This window comes from Rhizobium sp. SRDI969 (assembly GCF_025152725.1).
Taxonomy (GTDB): domain Bacteria; phylum Pseudomonadota; class Alphaproteobacteria; order Rhizobiales; family Rhizobiaceae; genus Rhizobium; species Rhizobium leguminosarum_I.
The window spans coordinates 286,912-305,183 of sequence record NZ_CP104039.1 but is presented as its reverse complement, the minus strand read 5'-3'; the positions used below and the strand labels follow the sequence as shown (position 1 = coordinate 305,183).

16 protein-coding genes are annotated in these 18,272 nt (G+C 61.9%); 2 read left to right on the top strand and 14 right to left on the bottom strand.

Translation table 11 applies throughout. The features are described from left to right. Positions 1-84: 84 nt before the first annotated feature. Complete coding sequence (locus N2A41_RS33165) at positions 85-960, top strand: aldo/keto reductase family oxidoreductase (protein ID WP_017968816.1); 876 nt, start codon at positions 85-87, stop codon at positions 958-960. Between the two features lie 98 nt (positions 961-1,058). Here N2A41_RS33165 and ppk2 read toward each other — a convergent pair whose 3' ends face one another. The 7 genes from ppk2 to N2A41_RS33130 all read right to left on the bottom strand — a co-directional run bounded on the left by ppk2 (position 1,059) and on the right by N2A41_RS33130 (position 9,026). Continuing rightward, entirely contained in the window at positions 1,059-1,973 is a 915-nt protein-coding gene (gene ppk2 / locus N2A41_RS33160) for a polyphosphate kinase 2 (protein ID WP_260112076.1), read from the bottom strand. Positions 1,974-2,083: 110 nt separating this feature from the next. Beyond that, the gene (locus N2A41_RS33155; RefSeq protein WP_260112075.1) at positions 2,084-3,736 is read right to left on the bottom strand and encodes a GMC oxidoreductase; all 1,653 of its coding nucleotides are present in this window, start codon (positions 3,734-3,736) and stop codon (positions 2,084-2,086) included. Positions 3,737-3,819: 83 nt separating this feature from the next. Continuing rightward, entirely contained in the window at positions 3,820-4,902 is a 1,083-nt protein-coding gene (locus N2A41_RS33150; RefSeq protein ID WP_170281401.1) for an ABC transporter ATP-binding protein, read from the bottom strand. 7 nt (positions 4,903-4,909) lie between these two features. Continuing rightward, complete coding sequence (locus N2A41_RS33145) at positions 4,910-5,794, bottom strand: carbohydrate ABC transporter permease (protein ID WP_260112074.1); 885 nt, start codon at positions 5,792-5,794, stop codon at positions 4,910-4,912. Beyond that, complete coding sequence (locus N2A41_RS33140; RefSeq protein ID WP_260112178.1) at positions 5,794-6,681, bottom strand: carbohydrate ABC transporter permease; 888 nt, start codon at positions 6,679-6,681, stop codon at positions 5,794-5,796. The genes N2A41_RS33145 and N2A41_RS33140 overlap by 1 nt, the downstream gene beginning before the upstream one ends. Before the next feature lie 102 nt (positions 6,682-6,783). Further along, the gene (locus tag N2A41_RS33135) at positions 6,784-8,016 is read right to left on the bottom strand and encodes an ABC transporter substrate-binding protein (protein WP_260112073.1); all 1,233 of its coding nucleotides are present in this window, start codon (positions 8,014-8,016) and stop codon (positions 6,784-6,786) included. Positions 8,017-8,075: 59 nt separating this feature from the next. Further along, on the bottom strand, positions 8,076-9,026 hold the full coding sequence (locus N2A41_RS33130) for a sugar phosphate isomerase/epimerase family protein (RefSeq protein WP_260112072.1): 951 nt from the start codon (positions 9,024-9,026) through the stop codon (positions 8,076-8,078). Between the two features lie 221 nt (positions 9,027-9,247). Here N2A41_RS33130 and N2A41_RS33125 point away from each other — a divergent pair, with 221 nt between their 5' ends. Next, positions 9,248-10,318, top strand: a complete 1,071-nt coding sequence (locus tag N2A41_RS33125) for a LacI family DNA-binding transcriptional regulator (RefSeq protein ID WP_222384926.1) — start codon at positions 9,248-9,250, stop codon at positions 10,316-10,318. A gap of 284 nt (positions 10,319-10,602) precedes the next feature. Here N2A41_RS33125 and N2A41_RS33120 read toward each other — a convergent pair whose 3' ends face one another. The 7 genes from N2A41_RS33120 to N2A41_RS33090 are packed head-to-tail and all read right to left on the bottom strand — an operon-like array spanning position 10,603 to position 18,090. Then, entirely contained in the window at positions 10,603-11,136 is a 534-nt protein-coding gene (locus tag N2A41_RS33120) for an NADH-quinone oxidoreductase subunit B family protein (RefSeq protein WP_017968805.1), read from the bottom strand. 12 nt (positions 11,137-11,148) lie between these two features. Beyond that, a complete protein-coding gene (locus tag N2A41_RS33115) occupies positions 11,149-12,663 on the bottom strand; it encodes a hydrogenase large subunit (protein ID WP_222384925.1) in 1,515 nt (504 codons plus the stop codon). 16 nt (positions 12,664-12,679) lie between these two features. Then, positions 12,680-14,143, bottom strand: a complete 1,464-nt coding sequence (locus N2A41_RS33110; protein ID WP_222384924.1) for a hydrogenase 4 subunit F — start codon at positions 14,141-14,143, stop codon at positions 12,680-12,682. Next, positions 14,140-14,805 carry a hydrogenase-4 component E gene (locus tag N2A41_RS33105; RefSeq protein ID WP_026154626.1) on the bottom strand — a complete coding sequence of 222 codons (666 nt, stop codon included), beginning with the start codon at positions 14,803-14,805 and terminating at the stop codon, positions 14,140-14,142. The genes N2A41_RS33110 and N2A41_RS33105 overlap by 4 nt, the downstream gene beginning before the upstream one ends. Beyond that, positions 14,805-15,761, bottom strand: coding sequence for a respiratory chain complex I subunit 1 family protein (locus tag N2A41_RS33100; RefSeq protein WP_017968801.1), 957 nt, complete (start codon positions 15,759-15,761; stop codon positions 14,805-14,807). The genes N2A41_RS33105 and N2A41_RS33100 overlap by 1 nt, the downstream gene beginning before the upstream one ends. Next, entirely contained in the window at positions 15,752-17,773 is a 2,022-nt protein-coding gene (gene hyfB / locus N2A41_RS33095; RefSeq protein WP_222384923.1) for a hydrogenase 4 subunit B, read from the bottom strand. The genes N2A41_RS33100 and hyfB overlap by 10 nt, the downstream gene beginning before the upstream one ends. Then, a complete protein-coding gene (locus tag N2A41_RS33090; protein WP_170277471.1) occupies positions 17,770-18,090 on the bottom strand; it encodes a helix-turn-helix domain-containing protein in 321 nt (106 codons plus the stop codon). The genes hyfB and N2A41_RS33090 overlap by 4 nt, the downstream gene beginning before the upstream one ends. Positions 18,091-18,272: the final 182 nt, after the last annotated feature.

Below are 18,272 nucleotides of genomic sequence, written 5' to 3'. Positions count from 1 at the left end.
CCAATTTTCACACGGGCCGACAATGCTTATCTTGGGCTTATCTTGGGGCCTATCTTGGTGTCATCTCTTGAAAGGAGTTAGATCATGTCCACCATCGATCAGTCCGGTACGTTCAACCTCGGCGGCCGCAGCGTGAAGCGGCTCGGCTATGGCGCCATGCAGCTTGCCGGGCCCGGCGTGTTTGGCCCGCCCAAAGATCATGGCGCGGCCTTGGCTGTGCTGCGAGAGGCGGTCGCGAGCGGCGTAAATCACATCGATACCAGCGACTTCTATGGCCCGCACGTCACCAACCAGATCATCCGCGAGGCGCTGCATCCCTATCGCGACGATCTCGTTATCGTCACCAAGATCGGCGCCCGACGTGGCGCGGATGGATCGTGGATTCCGGCGTTCTCGCGCGAAGAGCTGACAGAGGCAGTACACGACAACCTCCGCAATCTCGGCCTCGATGTGCTTGATGTCGTCAATCTGAGGATCATGTTCGACGTGCACGGCCCGGCCGAAGGGTCGATCGAAGCGCCGCTGACGGTGCTGGCCGATCTCCAGCAGCAAGGCCTGGTGCGTCACGTCGGACTGAGCAACGTCACATCCAAGCAAATCACCGAAGGGCGTGGGATCACCGAGATCGTCTGCGTGCAGAACCAGTACAATCTGGCGCGTCGGGCCGACGATGCCCTGATCGACGATCTCGCGCGCGACGGCATTGCCTATGTACCGTTCTTCCCGCTCGGCGGGTTCAGTCCGCTCCAATCTTCCACCCTGTCCGATGTCGCCGCACGCCTTAATGCCACGCCTATGCAGGTGGCACTCGCCTGGCTGCTGCGTCGCGCGGAAAACATCCTGCTGATCCCCGGCACTTCGTCGGTCGGCCATCTCAGGGAGAACCTCGCCGCCGCCGGGCTCGTGCTGCCGGATGACGCCGTCTCGGAATTGAACCGCATGCCTGATGTCGCCGCCTGAAGGCCGCCGGCGTTCCAACGCTACGCCACGCTCTTCCATGGCGTAGCGTAGCAACCCTGAATCGATTTCCGATTTAGGGCCGCGTTGGGGCTATGCTGTCAATAGCGCTCCGGCACGAGCATTTCAGGCGGAACCGGCGCCCTGTTGTAATCAGCGTGACGGATGCGGTCCGGCAACTGGATCTCCGGTTTCGGAACGTCCTCGTAAGGGATCTGATCGAGAAGATGGGCAATGCAGTTCAAACGCGCGCGTTTCTTGTCCACCGCCTGTACCACCCACCAGGGTGCGTCCTCCGTGTGTGTCCGTACCAGCATTTCTTCTTTGGCTTTGGTGTATTCCTCCCAATGGACACGGCTTTCCATATCCATCGGTGAGAGCTTCCATTGCTTCAGCGGATCGTGGATGCGCATCTTGAAGCGGAATTCCTGCTCCTCGTCGGTGATCGAAAACCAGTACTTGATCAGCACGATGCCGGAACGGACCAGCATCCGTTCGAATTCAGGCACCGAGCGGAAGAACTCCTCGAGTTCATCAGGGGTGCAGAACCCCATGACGCGCTCGACACCGGCGCGATTGTACCAGCTTCGGTCGAAGAGCACCATTTCGCCGGCGGTCGGAAGATGCGGGACATAACGCTGGAAATACCATTGATGACGTTCCCGCTCGGTAGGCGCGGGCAGCGCGACCGTCCGGCAAACGCGCGGATTGAGCCGCTGGGTTACGCGCTTGATCGCGCCTCCCTTGCCAGCCGAATCCCGGCCTTCAAACAGCACCACCACCTTCAGCTTCTTATGCTGAACCCAATCCTGCAATCGCACCAGTTCATGCTGCAGCCGGAAGAGTTCGCGGAAGTAGGTCTTTCGCTCGATCGTCTGCTCCGCCGATTCCGACATTCCTTCGGCGACCAGATCATCCAGCCGGTCTTCCTCCATCTGCATTTCCAGCTCTTCATCGAAGCTATCGGCAATCTCGGCCTTTATACGGTTGAGCTGGTCCTGATGTGTTTGCGACATGTGTTTCCCTTCCTGCTTTTGTTGACAGGAGCATGTCAGTGCGAAGTTTATATGACGACCACTGATCGAAGACTGAAACGGTTTACCCGGGTCCCTCGTTCCAAGCGAGGCTACAGCCGTCCTGTCCGGTACTGGTCGACAAGATTCCGGCAGGCGCGGATCGTCAGGGCCATGACGGTGAGCGTGGTGCCGGCGATGCCGCTGCCGGGGAAGGCGCTGGCGTCGGTGACGATGAGGTTCGGGGCATCCCAGACCTGGTTGTAGGGATTGAGCACGGAAACTTGCCGGTTTTCGCCCATGCGCGCGCCGCCCGTCTCATGGATTGCGGCGCCCATGCACATGGTCTTGCGGAACCATTTGCGGAACATGAAGCGGCTGAAGGCATCGGCTTCGGGAAAGGCGCCCTTGCCCATTTCCTTGAGGCCGGTGGGCGAGCCGATGAATTCGAGGTCGCCGCCAATCTCCCTGATCATGGCGATCAGCGTCTCCTCCTGCCTTTTGAGCAGTACATGCTCCTCCTCCTGCATGACGCAGCGGATATGCGGCACGGGAATGTTCCAGGCATCCCTGCGCCTGACGTCAAGCGTGATGCGGTTGTCGGCATAGGGCAGCATGCGGCCGAAACCGAAGAAGGCGAGACGTGCATCTCTGTCCCCGGAGACGGGCGCGCGGCCGACGCTTCCCTGGTAGTCGAAATCGCCGCGGGCGGCGTCGCCCTCGCCGAAGCGGGGAATGAAGATCCCGCCAGACGGATTGTAGAACGGGTCGGTCGGCGCGGAGTCGTCGGGCGCCCAGCCCTTCGCCTTCGAAAAGGAGCCGAAGGCGAGGCACGGCAGCTGGTCCATGAAATAGCGACCGAGAGCCCCCGAGCTGTTGCCGAGCCCATCCGGATGTTTCGCCGAAACCGAATTCAACAGCAGCCGCACGCTCTCGATTGGCGAGGCCGAAAGCACCACCGTCGCGGCGCGCGCCGTCGATACCGCGCCCGTGTTGCGATCGATGCATTCCGCGCCGGTGGCGCGGCCGGTCTTCTCATCCGTGGTGATGCGGCGAACGACGGCGTCGTAGCGGATGGTCAGCTCACCCGTCGCCTTTGCTTCTCGCAGCGGTCGCGGCATGCGGTCGGCGTCGGGCGCAATGTAGCGCCAGGAGACGACGTGCCTTTCCGGCCAGCGGTTTTCGACCGCCTCCTTGAAGATCTGTTCGGCGGGCGTCAGGCTTGCCGGCTTCGCATAGATGCCATCCGGCAGGGTAGCCACGTTGTCCTTGTTGCCGTAGAGCCCGAGATAGGCCTCGACCTCGTCGTAGAAAGGCGCCAGCTCGTCATAGGAGACCGGCCAGTCCACGCCCTTTCCGGCGCGCGAGCGGATCTTGAAATCGTCCTCGGTCCAGCGCAGCAGCACCCGGCCGAAACTGTGGAGGCGCCCGCCGCCCTGGCGGCCGCGGATCCAGAGAAAGGGTTCGCCCTTCGGCGTCGTATAGGGGTTCTTGCGGTCGTTGACGAAGAAGTGGCTGAAGCGCTCGGTGAAAAAGGCTGCGCGCGCCTGGATCGGCTGGCCCTTGAGGGTGGCCCGCGCGCGCTCCCAGATATTGATGCTGCTTGCCGGCGCCTTCTTGCGGGCGGGATCGAAATCCTTCGGCCCGACAGCCGGGCCGGCCTCGAGCAGCAGCACCGACAGTCCCTGTGCCGTCAGTTCCTTTACCGCAAAAGAACCCGCCGCGCCGGAGCCGATCACCAGCGCATCATAGACGATCTCAGACATGTCTTTTCAAATCCTGTCCTGGAGCAATCCTCAAAACGGCGCGAAGGGCGTCGGGAATTGCGGGAAAACAAAGGGATGACGCGTTACAGCCGCGATCCGTCAGCGCCGAAGAGGGATGCCTTGGCGATATCGAGCCCGGGAGCCAGAGCATCGCCGGGCTCAAGGGTGATATCGCCCATCAGCCGGAGCGACAGGCTCTGGTCTGCCCAGTCGAACCAGACGACGGCGTCCGAACCCATCGGCTCGACGACGGACACACGGCCCGGAATGGTGGGCAGGCCGCTCGTGGCGCCATCGAGCACAAGGTTTTCCGGGCGAAAGCCGAGTGTAGCGGGTCCTTCCGCTGCGTCCGCTCGAAAGGAGTAACCGGAGAGATCGACAGTGAGCTCCTTGCTCTGGAAGACCAGCGCGCCGTTGCCGCGCTCGATCCGGCCCTCGGCGAAATTCATTGCCGGAGCGCCGATGAAGCCGGCGACGAAGAGATTGGCCGGACGGCGGTAGATCTCGGCCGGCGAGGCGAGCTGCTGAATGACGCCGTCGCGCATGATGGCGATGCGGTCGGCCAGCGTCAGGGCCTCGACCTGGTCGTGGGTGACGTAGATCATCGTGTTGCCGAGGCGCTGGTGCAGCTTCTTGATCTCGACGCGCAATTCGTTGCGCAGCTTGGCATCGAGGTTCGACAGTGGTTCGTCGAACAGGAAGACATCCACTTCACGCACCAGCGCCCGTCCGATGGCGACACGCTGGCGCTGGCCGCCGGAAAGCTCGGCCGGACGCCGGTCGAGCAGCTTGTCGAGCTGAAGAAGCGCTGCGGTACGGGAAACACGAGCCTCGATTTCGGCCTTCGGCAGGCCGGCGACCCGAAGTCCGAAGGAGAGGTTCTTGCGGACCGACATACGCGGATAGAGCGCGTAGGACTGGAAGACCATGCCAATGCCGCGGTCCTTCGGCTCCTCCCAGCTGACATTCTTGCCTGAAATCCAGACCTCGCCTGATGTAATGTCCTGGAGACCGGCAATGGCGTTCAGAAGCGTGGACTTGCCACAGCCGGAAGGGCCGAGCAGCACCAGGAACTCCCGCGGCGCGATATCGATCGACATCTTCTCGATCACCGTATGGTCGCCATAGGCGATCTTCAGATCCTTGACGGAGACGGCAGATTGCATGGAAGCGTTACCCCTTGACTGCGCCGGCCGCGATGCCGCGCACGAACCAGCGGCCGGACAGGAAATAGATGGCAAGCGGAACGATGGCGGTGAGGATCGTCGCCGCCATGTTCACGTTGTAGGTCCGCTCGCCCATGGTGGTGTTGACGATATTGTTGAGCTGCACGGTCATCGGCAGGTTGTCGCGCCCGGCAAAGACGAGACCGAGCAGGAAGTCGTTCCAGATGCCGGTGAACTGCAGCATGGAGACCACGACGACCATCGGCACGGCAATCGGCAGCATGATCTCGAAAAAGATGCGCCAGAAGCCCGCGCCGTCGACGCGCGCCGCTTTGCACAGTTCCTCCGGCACACTGACGAAATAGTTGCGGAAGAGCAGCGTCACCAGCGGCAGGCCGAAGATGATATGCACGAGAATGATACCGGCGAGCGAATTATAGAGGTCGATATTCGCCATCGCTCGGACCATCGGATAGAGGAAAATCTGGTAGGGGATGAGGCCACCGGCCATCAGCAGGCCAAAAAGCAGGTTTGCCCCGCGCGGCCGCCAAAGCGACAGCGCATAGCCGTTGACGGCGCCGATGAAGACCGAGAGCGCCACCGAGGGAAGGGTGATCGCCACCGAATTCCAGAAGCCGCTGCGAATGCCGACGCATACCGTTCCCATGCAGGCGCCCGACCAGGCGGTAGCCCAGGCGGAGAAATCGAGCGTGGCTGGCAGGGCAAAGATCTGCCCGAGCCGGATTTCGTCCATGGACTTCAGCGAGGTGACGACCATGGTGTAGAGCGGCAGAAGGAAGAAAAGTGCTGCGACGACAAGGAAGGCATAGAGGCCGATGCGCCCGGCGGTGATCTGTGCCGGCTTCGGGCCATTCGGATGAGAACGGGTCATCACGCGGCCCCCTTTGCTTTGCCACGCATGTGCATTGCATAGCGGAACGGGACGACTGCGATGATCACGCCGAGGACAAGCACCGTCGCGCCAGCCGTGGCGAGGCCAAGGTTCTGGCGCCCGAACAGATTGTCCATGATGAATTTCGCCGGCACCTCCGTCGCATTGCCGGGGCCGCCATTGGTCATGGCGACGACGATGTCGTAGGTCTTGATCACGCCCATGGCGAGCAGCATGCCGGCCGCGGCCAGCGCCGGCCCGAGCTGGGGCAGGATAATCGAGATATAGATACGCCAGACGGGAATGCCGTCGATCCGCGCCGCCTTCCATTGCTCGCCTTCGATGCCACGCATGCCGGCGAGCGCAATGACCATGACGAGCCCCGCGCCCTGCCACACGCCGGCAAGCACCAGCGCATAGATTGCCATGTCGCGATTGACCACCCAGTCGAGGACGAAGCTTTCCCAGCCGAGCGAGCGCACGCTTGCCTGGATGCCGAGCGTCGGATTGAGCATCCATTGCCAGATCAGCCCGGTCACCACGAAGGACATGGCGTAGGGATAGAGGAATATGGTCCTGAAGGCGCTTTCGAAGCGGATCTTGCGGTCCAGCGCCGCGGCCAACAGGAAGCCGAGCAGCAAACAGCCTGCGACGTATAGGACGCCGAAGATCAACACGTTTTGCAGCGATGCCAGCCACTTGGCGGAAGAGAAGAGCTTCGAATACTGCGCCAAGCCGACATAGGTCGAGGACGGAAAAAGCGTCGAATTGGTGAAGGACAGGCGGATCGACCAGCCCATGGTGCCGATGAAGACCACGACCGCGACGGACCATGTCGGCAAAAGGGCGATGGTCGCGGAAAGATTGGGCTTGCGTTTGATGGACATCGGCCAGCTCGTTGACGGGTGGAAAGCAGGGCTCGCACCGCCGCGCGAGGCGGCGGCCGGCAGCTGTGGCGTCGACATCAGGCCGACGCCACAGGCGCTATCCTACTCGAAGATGGCGAAGAAATTCTCGGCTGCGGAGGCCGTATCTTTCGAGCCGCCACTCCAGTATTCGTCGACGTAGTCGTCGAGCGCGCCAACCTGCTGGGGCGTCAGCACGATCGCCTGATCCGGCACGATCGCACCCGCGGCCATCAGCTCGACACCCTTCTGGGCGCAGACGTCCAGTTTCGACTTGTCGACGTCGGAGCGCATCGGAACCGAACCCTTCTTGAGCGCGAATTCGACCTGGATAGCCGGGTCCATGACGACTTCGGCGAGAAGTTTCTGTGCCTTGTCGGTCTCGGCCTTGCCGGTCTTCGGGAACCAGAGGGCGTCGGCGATGTAGACCATGCCCTTCGACTCTGGCACGATCATGCAGCCATAGTCTTTGCCCGGCTCCTTGCCGGCAACGGTGAATTCGCCCTTGGCCCAGTCGCCCATGAACTGCACGCCAGCCTTGGCGGTGATCAGCATGGCGGTTGCGTCGTTCCAGTTGCGGCCGGCTGCACCCGCATCGACATAGCCACGCAGCTTGCCGAGGATCTCAAGGGTCTTCTTCACGCCTTCGACGGATGCCGGGCTGTTGTCCTTATCGACATAGATCTTCAGGAAGCCGTCGATCCCCACCTGCGAGAGCAGGATCATGTTGAAAACCTTGGTTTGCTGCCAGGGCTGGCCGCCCCAGGCAACCGGAACGATGCCGGCAGCCTTCATCTTGTCGAAATCGGCAAAGAGCTCGTCCCAGGTCTTCGGCTCTTGCGAAATGCCGGCCTTCTCGAAAGCTTCCTTCGAATAGAAGATCCAACTTTCACCATGGGCGCCGGTCGGCGCAAGGTAGACCTTACCGTCATAGGAGATCAGATCGTGGATCGATTTCGGCAGGGCGTCGGCCCACTTGCCGGCGGCGGCCACGTCGTCAATTGGATTGAACAGTCCCTGGTTGATGAAATCTGCGGCAGCGAGACCGATGACGCCCTGCTTGGCGCCGGGCGCGTCACCGGCGACGATACGGTTCTGGAAGGCGGCATCGGCCGCGCCGAAGCCGGCGATCGAGGAATCCTTCCAGACGCCGCCACGCTTTTCGAACTCGGTTTTGATGACGTTGAGGGCAGCCGCTTCGCCTCCCGACGTCCAGGACGACATGATCTCGATCGTCGGCTTGTCCTCGGCATAGGCCGAGGCGAAGAGGCCGGCGAATGCGGCGCCGGCAAGAAAAAGCTTCATCATATTCTTCATCGTTCCACCTCTTGAAAATGCCCTCTTTGCGGGGCGTTTTGTTGTCTTTGCGATGACTGTCAGCGATAGATCGGCAGGAGCGCCTGCCGGACGAGCGTGAGCCCGTTGGCGATGTCGCGGACGGGATCGGGCGCGGCATCGAGTTCGAGGATGGCCCAGCCTTCATAGGCCCGGTCGCGCAGCAGCCGGATCCAGGCCGGCCAATCGACCCGTCCGAGGCCGAAGCTGCAGAAATAGGGCTGGTGGCGTTCATGGATGTGTTTGTCGATCGGCGTGTCCGAGGGCATGGGGCCGATCGCATCCTTCCAATGGGCGATGATCATGCGCTCGTGATGACGATCGACGAGCTGGATGGGATCGGAGCCGGCAACGATGATGTGGGCCGTGTCCGGGCACATGTGCACATAGGCCGGATCGGTGAGCAGCATCATCAGATCGACATCGCGTGCGGCGGCAAAGATCGAGTGCGCCTCGGTGTGCAGCGCCAGCCGTACGCCCTTGGCATGGAGGGTTGCGCCGAGCCGGTTCAGGAAATCGGCTATCACCTTGGCGCGGTCGAAATCGTGGAATTGCACTGGCTGGGCGCCGAGCGTCTGGCGCAAGGGGGCGCCGATCACCATGATGTCGCTGCCGCAGGCTTTCAGGAAATCGGCATATCGTTCCGCCTTGTCGATCAGCGCGCGCTGCGCCTCGGGCTCAGCGAAGTCGCCCGCCGCCTCCAGTTCCGCGAAGAAGCCGCTGCATAGCGTCAGGCCGCGTCGTGCCAGCTCGGCTGCGAAGGCGTCGACGGAACCGTAGGTCTTGATCGCGTCCTGCCAGTTGAAGGGAGAGAAGGTCAGCTCGACACCGGTAACGCCGGAGGCCTGGACGCTGTCGAGAACCTTGTCCCAGAAGGCACGCGGTTCGGCGCGGGCATAGCCGACGATCGCATCATGGCTGTCGACGCCCCAGAAGCCGGGATGGAAGAATGTCACGAGATCGACGCCGAAGCGCAGCCTGTCAGTAGCCATAACCTGTCCATTTATCGAGGCATGACCTACCCGCGTGCGGAAGAGCCGTTCCGCATCCAATAAGCCATGGATTTTCATCGCATTAAGGAATGGCAATCGTTTGCCATGTCTAGATAATAGCCAAGCCGGTTGTTTAAGCAAGCGGTTTTTGGCAAACGTTTGCTATAAATCGTCGCCTGCCTTAGAGTTGCAAACCGAAGCATCCGGAGACCGAAATAAACATGAATAAAAACAAGGATGTGGTGGGAGAGGAGCCATCGGGTGCATTGATGGCCGATGTCGCGCGGCTCGCCGGCGTTGCGATATCGACAGTCAGCCGAGCGCTCGCCAATCCCGGACGGGTCAACGAGAAGACGCGCGCCAAGATCAATGCCGCAGCCAGGCAACTGGGCTACACGCCGAACGCTATGGCGCGCGGCCTCAGGGTCGGCAAATCCAATATCATCATGATCATCCTGCCGGGATCGCTCTACTACGGCGCCTCCCAGATCATTCCGCAGGTGCTGCAGAGCATCAACAAGTCGCTGATCCAGGGCGGCTACAACCTGATGATCGCCAACCTCGATCGCGACGAAATTTCCGAACGGCATATTCTCGACCTCGCCTTTGGCGGCAGCGTGCGGGGGGCCATCATCCTGTCATCGAAGCTTCCGGAGGTCGACGGGCGCTCGCTGGCAAATTCCGGTCTGCCGATCGTGTCGATGCTGCTCGACATGAGCGATGCAGGCCTGCAGAGCGTCATCACGAACGACCGCGAGGCTGTGCGCGACGTCACCGCCGAACTGATCCGATTGGGTCATAGACGGTTCTTCTATCTTGCAGGGCCTGAAGGCAATTATCACGATGTCGAGCGTTATAGCGGTGTGCTCGAGGCGCTCAAGGCGGCTGGATTGTCCGAGGGCTCGGTGCGTCGCTCGGGCGGTCATCTCGATTATCAGCACGGCTTCGACATCGGCGTCCAGGCGGCGGACGATTTCGCCAAATTGACCGAAAAGCCGACGGCAGTCATCGCGACTAGCGACGATATGGCCATTTCATTTGTCAGCCGTGTCCAGCGGAGAGGCGTGAGAATTCCCGGTGATCTGTCCGTCGTCTCCTTCGATGGCTCCCCGGTCTGCGAATTCTGCTCTCCGCCGCTCTCGACGATCAAGCAGCCGGTGGAAGAGATGGGACGCGCGGCGGTGGATCTCCTGCTCGGCGCCATTGGCCAGACGCAGAATGAGGCGGCGGTGCGCACCGTCATCCGCAGCAGCCTTATCCCGAGGGAGAGCATCGCCGCTCCGAAGAGCTGACGGAGCCGGCCGCGGCGAATGCGAGGGGGAGTCCCAGTAGTCGAAGGCGCCGATGTCAGATGGCCAAATCTGGAGGATATAACTGTCGGTTCGGCGTCTACGCCCCAGCGCGTAGTCAGATCTTCTTCGGAGGTATTGAGCCTGCTCTTGCGCGACCGACGTCGTGAAGTTGGTGGATTGATCCGGTATCGAACAGCCACAAGCACCGTTATTGTCGCGGCGACGAACCGAGCCCCTATTGCGATAAGCCCAGCTTGGAAAAGTCGAACCAATGGAGATTGCCATCACGAAGCGCGGGTTCCCATAGTCACATGTTCGAGCAGCGCGAGCAAACCTTTGAGGATGTCTGTCGGTGATGGCGGGCAGCCTGGAAGATGGAGATCTACCGGTATGACTGCCGAAACCCCGCCTACAACGGCATAGCTATCGGCAAAGCAGCCGCCGTCGCGCGCGCAGCTACCCAAAGCGACAACCCATTTTGGATCAGGCGTGGCGTTATATGTCCGCTCCAAGGCCTCGCGCATGCTCCCGGTTACCGGCCCGGTGACCAGCAGCACATCGGCATGTCGCGGCGAGGCGACGAAGCGAATCCCGAAGCGCTCGATGTCGTAGAAAGCATTGCTAAGAGCGTGCATCTCCAGTTCGCAGCCATTGCAGGAGCCGGCGTCGACGGCGCGGATCGACAGGCTGCGGCCGAGATGCCGGCGAGCAGCCTTGTCGATGGCGGACGCAAGCTCTTCCATAGCAGCGTCCGAGCGGGAAGGAGCGCGTTCGGTCAGGGGCGCGCGGATCAGGCTTTCGAAGAGGAGTCTGCGCATGAGTGCCTGCCTTCAGAGATCATGACCGGAATAGGAACAGTTGAACGATTTGTTGCAGAGTGGAAAATCGGCGACGATATTGTCCTCGATCGCAGCTTCCAAAAGCGGCCATTGGAACCAGGACGGGTCGCGCAGATGGCATCGGTCGATCCTGCCGTTTTCGGCGAGGCGGAGCCAGACCAGCACATCGCCGCGAAAACCTTCCACAAGGGCCAGACCTTCGTGTGTTTCAGCAATGTCCGGAATATCGATGCATACCGGACCAGCCGGCAGTTGATCCAGGATCTGCGCGATCAGCGACAGGCACTGTTCCACCTCGCGAATGCGGATCCAGACCCGGGCATTGACATCGCCCTCGCCCAGGACCGGGACCTCAAAGAGGAGGCTGTTATAGGGCGGGTAGCCAAGCGCGCGCCGGGCGTCGAATCCGCGCCCGGAGGCCCGCCCGATATAGCCGCCGGCACCGTACTGGTGGGCAAGTTCCGGACTGAGGATACCGGTGCCAACCGTTCGGTCCTGAAGCGAGGCGGTATTGTCGTAGAGTTCGACCAGTGCCGGGAAGGTCTGCCCGATCTCGGTGGCCACAGCCCGCAGAGCAGCCGCTCCCTTGTGCTCCAGATCGGCGGTAACGCCGCCGGGCGTGATGCGGTCCCGCATCAGGCGATGGCCAAACGCGATGTCGGCCGCGCGCAGCAAGCGCTCGCGCAGCACACCGCAATGCGTGTGCATGAGTGGAAAGGCCGCGTCGTTGCAGATGGCGCCAATGTCGCCGAGATGATTGGCCAGCCGTTCGACCTCGGCCATCAGCGCGCGCAGCCAGATGGCGCGCGGTGGCACCTCAAGCTGCACGGCGGCCTCGACCGCCCGCGAAAACGCGTAGGCATAGGCGACCGTGCTGTCTCCTGACGTTCGTCCAGCAAGTTGCACCGCCCGGTCGAGGCTTGCGCCCGTCATGAGCGCCTCGATTCCCTTATGGACATATCCGAGGCGCTCTTCGAGACGGACGATCGTCTCGCCGTTGGCCGTGAAGCGGAAATGCCCCGGCTCGATGATGCCGGCATGCACCGGCCCGACCGGGATCTGGTGCAGGCTGTCACCCTCTGCGCGGAGGAACGCATAAGGAGCGGTTTCGGGTGGAGGGGGAAGTCGGTCGCCCAGTGGAAACTGCAGGCCCCAGCGGCCGTGATCGAGCCATGGGCGCGGATCGGGCAAACCCTGCGGGACCAACCCAACCAAATCGTGGATGGCGCGCTCTAGCCGGAGGGCCGGCGGATGGTATTGCGCGACAGAGGGATAGCCGCCTTCCAGTCCTTCCAGAGTGATGACGCCGATCATGCCCGTTGGCTCTTCCAGCAGCGCCATGTGGACTGCGGCGGTTTCGCCCCAAAGCCCAAGCAAGGTCCAGCGCCCTTGCGCGAGTGCCGCCGTTGCCGATGCCCAGACCTTTGGATCGACGGTCGCGCGTTGCCAGGGGCGATGGTGTTGAACCGGATGGCCTTCCAGAATGAGATCGGTCAGCGCTGGCATCGAACGGCTCTCCCTATCATCGAAGAAGGTTGGCTATATGCTGGAACCAGGCGACCAGCGGCGGCGGCAGGTAAATGCCTGCGCCCAGCACCAGCGCCAGATGGGAATACATCGGTATGTAGGAAGCCTCGGCCGGCGCGGTGCTGCCGCGCGGCTGTCCGAAGGCAACGCCGGTGAGCCGCAGCAACAAAGCACCGAAGGCGATCAGAAGGCCGAAGACGAGCGGAAGGGCGAGCAGGGGCTGACGGGCAAAGGTGGAGCTCACGACGAGGAACTCGCTCATGAAAATTCCCAGCGGCGGCAGGCCGGCAATGGCAACGACGCCGATCACCAGCCCCCAGCCGAGTCCCGGATGCGTTTCGGTGAGGCCGCGAATGCCGGAAAGCCTTTGCGTTCCCTTGATCTGTGCGATGTGGCCGACGGCAAAGAAGATCGCCGATTTGGTGAGCGAGTGCATGACCATGTGCAGCAGCCCGGCGAAATTGGCGATCGGCCCGCCCAAGCCGAAGGCAAAGACGATGATGCCCATATGCTCAATGGAGGAATAGGCGAACAGGCGTTTGATGTCGCGGCGGCGATAGAGCATGAACGCGGCGAAGACGAGCGATATGAGCCCCATCGTCATCATCAACGGCCCGGGGGCGATCGCCTCGGGACTGGCGGCAAGCAGTATCTTGAAGCGCAGAACGGCATAGAGCGCGACATTCAGAAGGAGGCCGGAGAGCACCGCCGAGATCGGCGTCGGCCCCTCGGCGTGCGCGTCGGGCAGCCAGGCATGCAGCGGCGCAAGACCGACCTTGGTGCCATAGCCGAGCAGCAGAAACACGAAGGCGACATTGAGGAGAGCAGGGTCGAAGGCGGCAGCGTGCTCGATCAGGAAGGTCCAGACCATGGCGTCATAGCCTTCGCCGACGACTGGCTGTGCCGCCATATAGACGAGAATGGTGCCGAACAGCGCAAAGGCGATGCCGACGCTTCCCAGAATGAAATATTTCCATGCGGCCTCAAGCGCTTCGTGCGTGCGGTAGATGCCAACCATCAGCACGGTCGTCAGCGTCGCAAGCTCGACGGCGACCCACATCAGACCGATATTGTTCGACACGAAGGCGAGGTTCATGCCGAACATCATGGTCTGATACATGGCGTGATAGAAGCGAAGGTTCGCGGGCGTTAGCCGGCCGGTTTCCAGTTCATGTGCGATGTAGCTGGCGCTGAAGATACTGGTGGTGAAACCGACGAAGGCGTTGAGGACGATGAAGACGATATTGAGATCGTCGACGAGGAGATACAGTCCCGGTATCGGCCTTGTGGTCACGAGCAGCGAAAGAGCAGCAAGCAGGGTCAGCAGGCTCGCGACGACGTTCAGCCGGGCCGTCAGCCGATAGCCGGGCAGGAGCGCCAGCATGGCCGCCGCAACGACCGGTATCAGAAGAACGGCCGTGACAGCATCGAAGGCCAGAACGGGGAAGAAAGCGTTCATTTCCGCCTTCTTCCCTTGAAATCATCGAGCGCACGGACATCGACGGTGTCGAACCGTTCGCGGATGCGAAACAGGAAGACGCCGATGACGATGAAGGCGATCAGGATCGAGAAGGCGACGCTGATCTCGACGACCAGCGGCATGCCCTTTGCGCCGGTCGCAGCGAGCACCAGTCCGTTCTCGAGCGACATGAACCCGACGACCTGGCTGACGGCATTGCGGCGCGTGACCATCACCAGCAGCCCGAGCAGCAGAACTGACAACGCGAAGGCAAGATCTTCGCGCGCCAAAGGATTGGCTTCAGGCGTGACGCGCAGCATGACCACCATCGCCAGTGCGACAAGTCCGATACCGGCCAGCATTGTCGGGCCGATGCCGACGACGGTCTCGATCTCACGGTGGATGCCGAGTTGCCGGATCATGCGGTGGAGCGCCACGGGGATGATGACGGCCTTGAAGACAAGCGCAATCGCCGCCGTCAGGTAGAGATGTGGAGCATCCTGGACGAAAGCTTGCCAGGCCACCGACAGCGTCAGCACAAGCGAATGCAGCGCAAAGACGTTGAGCAGCGCGTAAAGGCGATCCTGATACAGCATCATCATGCTGACCAGCACCAGACCACCGGCAAGCATGTGGGCAATATCGAAAACAAGACCGCTCATCACAGGCTCCTCGAGACAAACAGCAGGAGGGTGGCGAGCAGGCCAAGCATGAGTGCCGCACCCAGAAACTCCGGCACCCGGAAGATCCTCATCTTGGCGGTGGCGGTTTCGAACAGGGCAAGCAGCATGCCGCCGACCGCAAGCTTGGCGAGGTAGGCGAGCAGGCCGACCGGATATGCGGCGGGGCCCGCCCCTGGGACCGCGAGTTTCCAGGGGACAAACATGCAGGCGATCAGGGAGATGTAGAGCAGCAGCTTGAGAGAGGCGGCCAGTTCGATCATCGCGAGATGACGGCCGGAGTATTCTAGCACCATGGCCTCATGCACCATGGTGAGTTCAAGGTGTGTTGCCGGGTTGTCGACTGGGATGCGGGCATTTTCGGCAATCGCCACCATGATCAGAGCGATCAGCGCGATGCCAAGCGAAACCCGTAACCCCACCTGTGGAGAGGTCATGAAGGCGGCGATGGTAGAAAGCTGGCTCGAGCCGGCGACAAGCGCAAGCGTAAAGATGATGAGCAGCATCGCCGGCTCGGCAAGCGTCGCGATCATAACCTCGCGGCTCGATCCGAGGCCGCCGAAGCTGGTGCCGACATCCATGCCGGCAAGTGCCAGCAAGAAGCGCCCGCTGCCAAGCAGGGAAATGATGGCGACCAGGTCTGCGGTCCAGCTGAACATGAGCCCTGTCGCGAAGGTCGGAATGATCGCCGCAGCAACCCAGGTGACAGCGAAAATCAGATAAGGGGCTACCCGGAACAGCCAGGACGCATTCTCTGCCAGTACCACTTCCTTGCGCAGAAGCCGCAGGATGTCGCGGTAGGGCTGGACAACGGATGGCCCCTGCCTGCGCAGCAATCGCGCCTTGACCTTGCGGATGAAGCCGGTCAGCAGCGGTGCCAGCAACACGACCGCTGCCATCTGGACTGCCTGGACGAGGAGGGCGGAGATCACGACCATAGCGCCAGCACAAGGAGCAGGAAGACGAGCGCCAGGAAGACCAGGCTCAGATAGCGCCTGATGGTGAGGAATTGCAGGTGATTGAGCTTTTCTGCGATAGACGCAACGGCGCCTACGATAGGCACGTAAAGCCCATCCCAAATCAGATCACGCGATACGACGGTAAGACGCGCCGGCCGCAGATCGCCCGGCGCTGGCATATCAACCTGTTCGCGCGCCCGGAAGGCGAGCGTCCCGAAAACCCGCCTGATGGGCTGGGCGAAGCTGCCGGCAGTATATTGCGTTGCAGGATCGGCCTCGGGAAAGCCGCAGTCCCAGGCGGGTGCCCGCCGCAGAGCCCGCGAGGCGAAGCGGTGGACGAGATAGGCCGTAAGCGACGCCGAGAACGCGGTGAACAGGAAAACGAGCAGGCCATTATAGGAACTGCGGGTCTCAGTGATCGGTACGATCGACAACCATGGGACCCCCATCTGTACCGGCATGCTGGTGCCGATCAGGGCGAGCGTCACGGGGGCGAGACTGTCCATGACGACCCCAGGCAGAATGCCGGCGAGAAGGCACAATGCGGCCGGCACGAACATGGCGGCAAGCGACAAGCGGTCGACCTCCCGTGCTTGCCCGGCCACCAGCGTTCTTGGACGTCCAAGGAAGGTCACGCCGAATGCCTTGACGAAACAGGCAGCTGCGAGTGCTGCCGAAAATGCCAGCAAGCCACCGATAGCCGGGATGATGATCTTCAGCCCCCATTGCGGCAGCTCGGGGCTTTGAAGAACGGCCTGGAAGGCCAGCCATTCCGAGACAAAGCCGTTAAATGGCGGCAACGCTGAGATTGCCATACAGCCGACGAGAAACGCAAAACTGGTAAACGGCATCCGATGGATGAGCCCGCCCAGTTTCTCCATATCCGATTCGGCCGTCGCCACCAGCACGGCGCCGGCGCCGAAGAAGAGTAGGCTCTTGAAGAACGAGTGGTTGAGAACGTGAAACAGGGCGGCGGTGAGCGCCAATGCCGCCGCCAATCCCATGCCATTCGCCTCAAAGGCGAGTGCAAGCCCGAGGCTGACAAAGATAACGCCGATATTCTCGATTGTGCTGTAGGCAAGAAGGCGCTTGAGGTCCTTCTCCATCAGTGCGTGCAGGATGCCCAGCACCGCGGTCCCGCCGCCGAGAACCAGCACGACAACGCTTGACCACGCCGTCGGTGTGCCGAGCAGGTCGAAGACAACCCGGATGAAGCCGTAGACTGCGACCTTGGTCATGACACCGCTCATGAGTGCCGAAACATGGCTCGGCGCGGCCGGGTGTGCCAGCGGTAGCCAGACATGCAATGGCACGAGCCCTGCCTTCGAGCCGGCGCCGAGCAACAGGAGAATGAGCACAATGCCGGCTGTAGATGACGTGTGCTCGGCAGCGCGCATAGCGGCGAAATCGTAACTGCCTTCGGGGCCGGCGAGCAGGCCGAAAGCGAGGAGCAGGGCCAAGGTACCGAAGCTCGCCATGACGATATAGAGGTAACCTGCCTTCCGGTTGCCGGCGTCGCGATGGTACGCCATCACCAGTGCCCAGGAGGCCAACGACATAAATTCCCAGGAGAGCAGGAAGGTAAAGGCGTCGTCCGCCAGAACTACGAGGTTCATGCCAGCGAGAAAGGCCGGGAAAAACGGCAGTACCCGTTGCGGCGCACGTTCGTGACGGCCGTAGCCGAGCCCGTAGAGACTGGCGAGGGCGCCCCCGAGATTGACGACCACAAGGAAGAAGGCGGCAATCGCGTCGAGCCGGAAATGGGCTCCCAGCCACGGCAAGCCAATGGGGAGGGTGAGCGTTGACGTCGAGGTGGGAGAGATCGCCGCAGCAAGTTGGACGAGCGCGGTCGCAAAGGCGATACTCGAAACAACAAGGCTTGCGCCATAGATCACCTGTGTCGTGCGGCCGGACCGCGCAGCCAGGATCGCCAGGATCGCCGTTCCCAAAAAAGCCGTCGCACATAACAGCATGACGACCGCCGGCGTCATGGGTGGGGCCTCGGTGCGCGCACGGTTCCCGGTATTTTGGAGGATTTCCGCTGCATGGGCTCGACGCTGGCGGTTGCCTTCAGCCGGACCCCGCGCCCACCACCTTCGCTGACCGCGCCCTCGTTGATTACCTCGATGCCAGCGGTATCCAAGGCTTCGAGCAGCCGCATGAGCGAGTCCACATTGCCGCGAACCACATGGGCGCTTGACTCCATGCGCTGGATGGTCGGCACCGAAATCCCGGCCAGTCCGGCCAACTGCCGCTGGTCGATACCGAGAAGGGCCCTGGCGGCCCGCAGCTGAGCGGCAGTAATCACGATTCAACCATCGCTTTTATTACTCAGGCTCTGATATTCGAAGTCTACGCCCTCCTTATTGATGTTTCAAATCAATATTGCGAAGACATGAAGATCACGCTGAGGTCTCGAGACGCGCGTGAGACTTTGGTGGCGACCGACGGGCCTCCAAAGTCTCATGCGCGCGTTGCGATAGCCGCGGG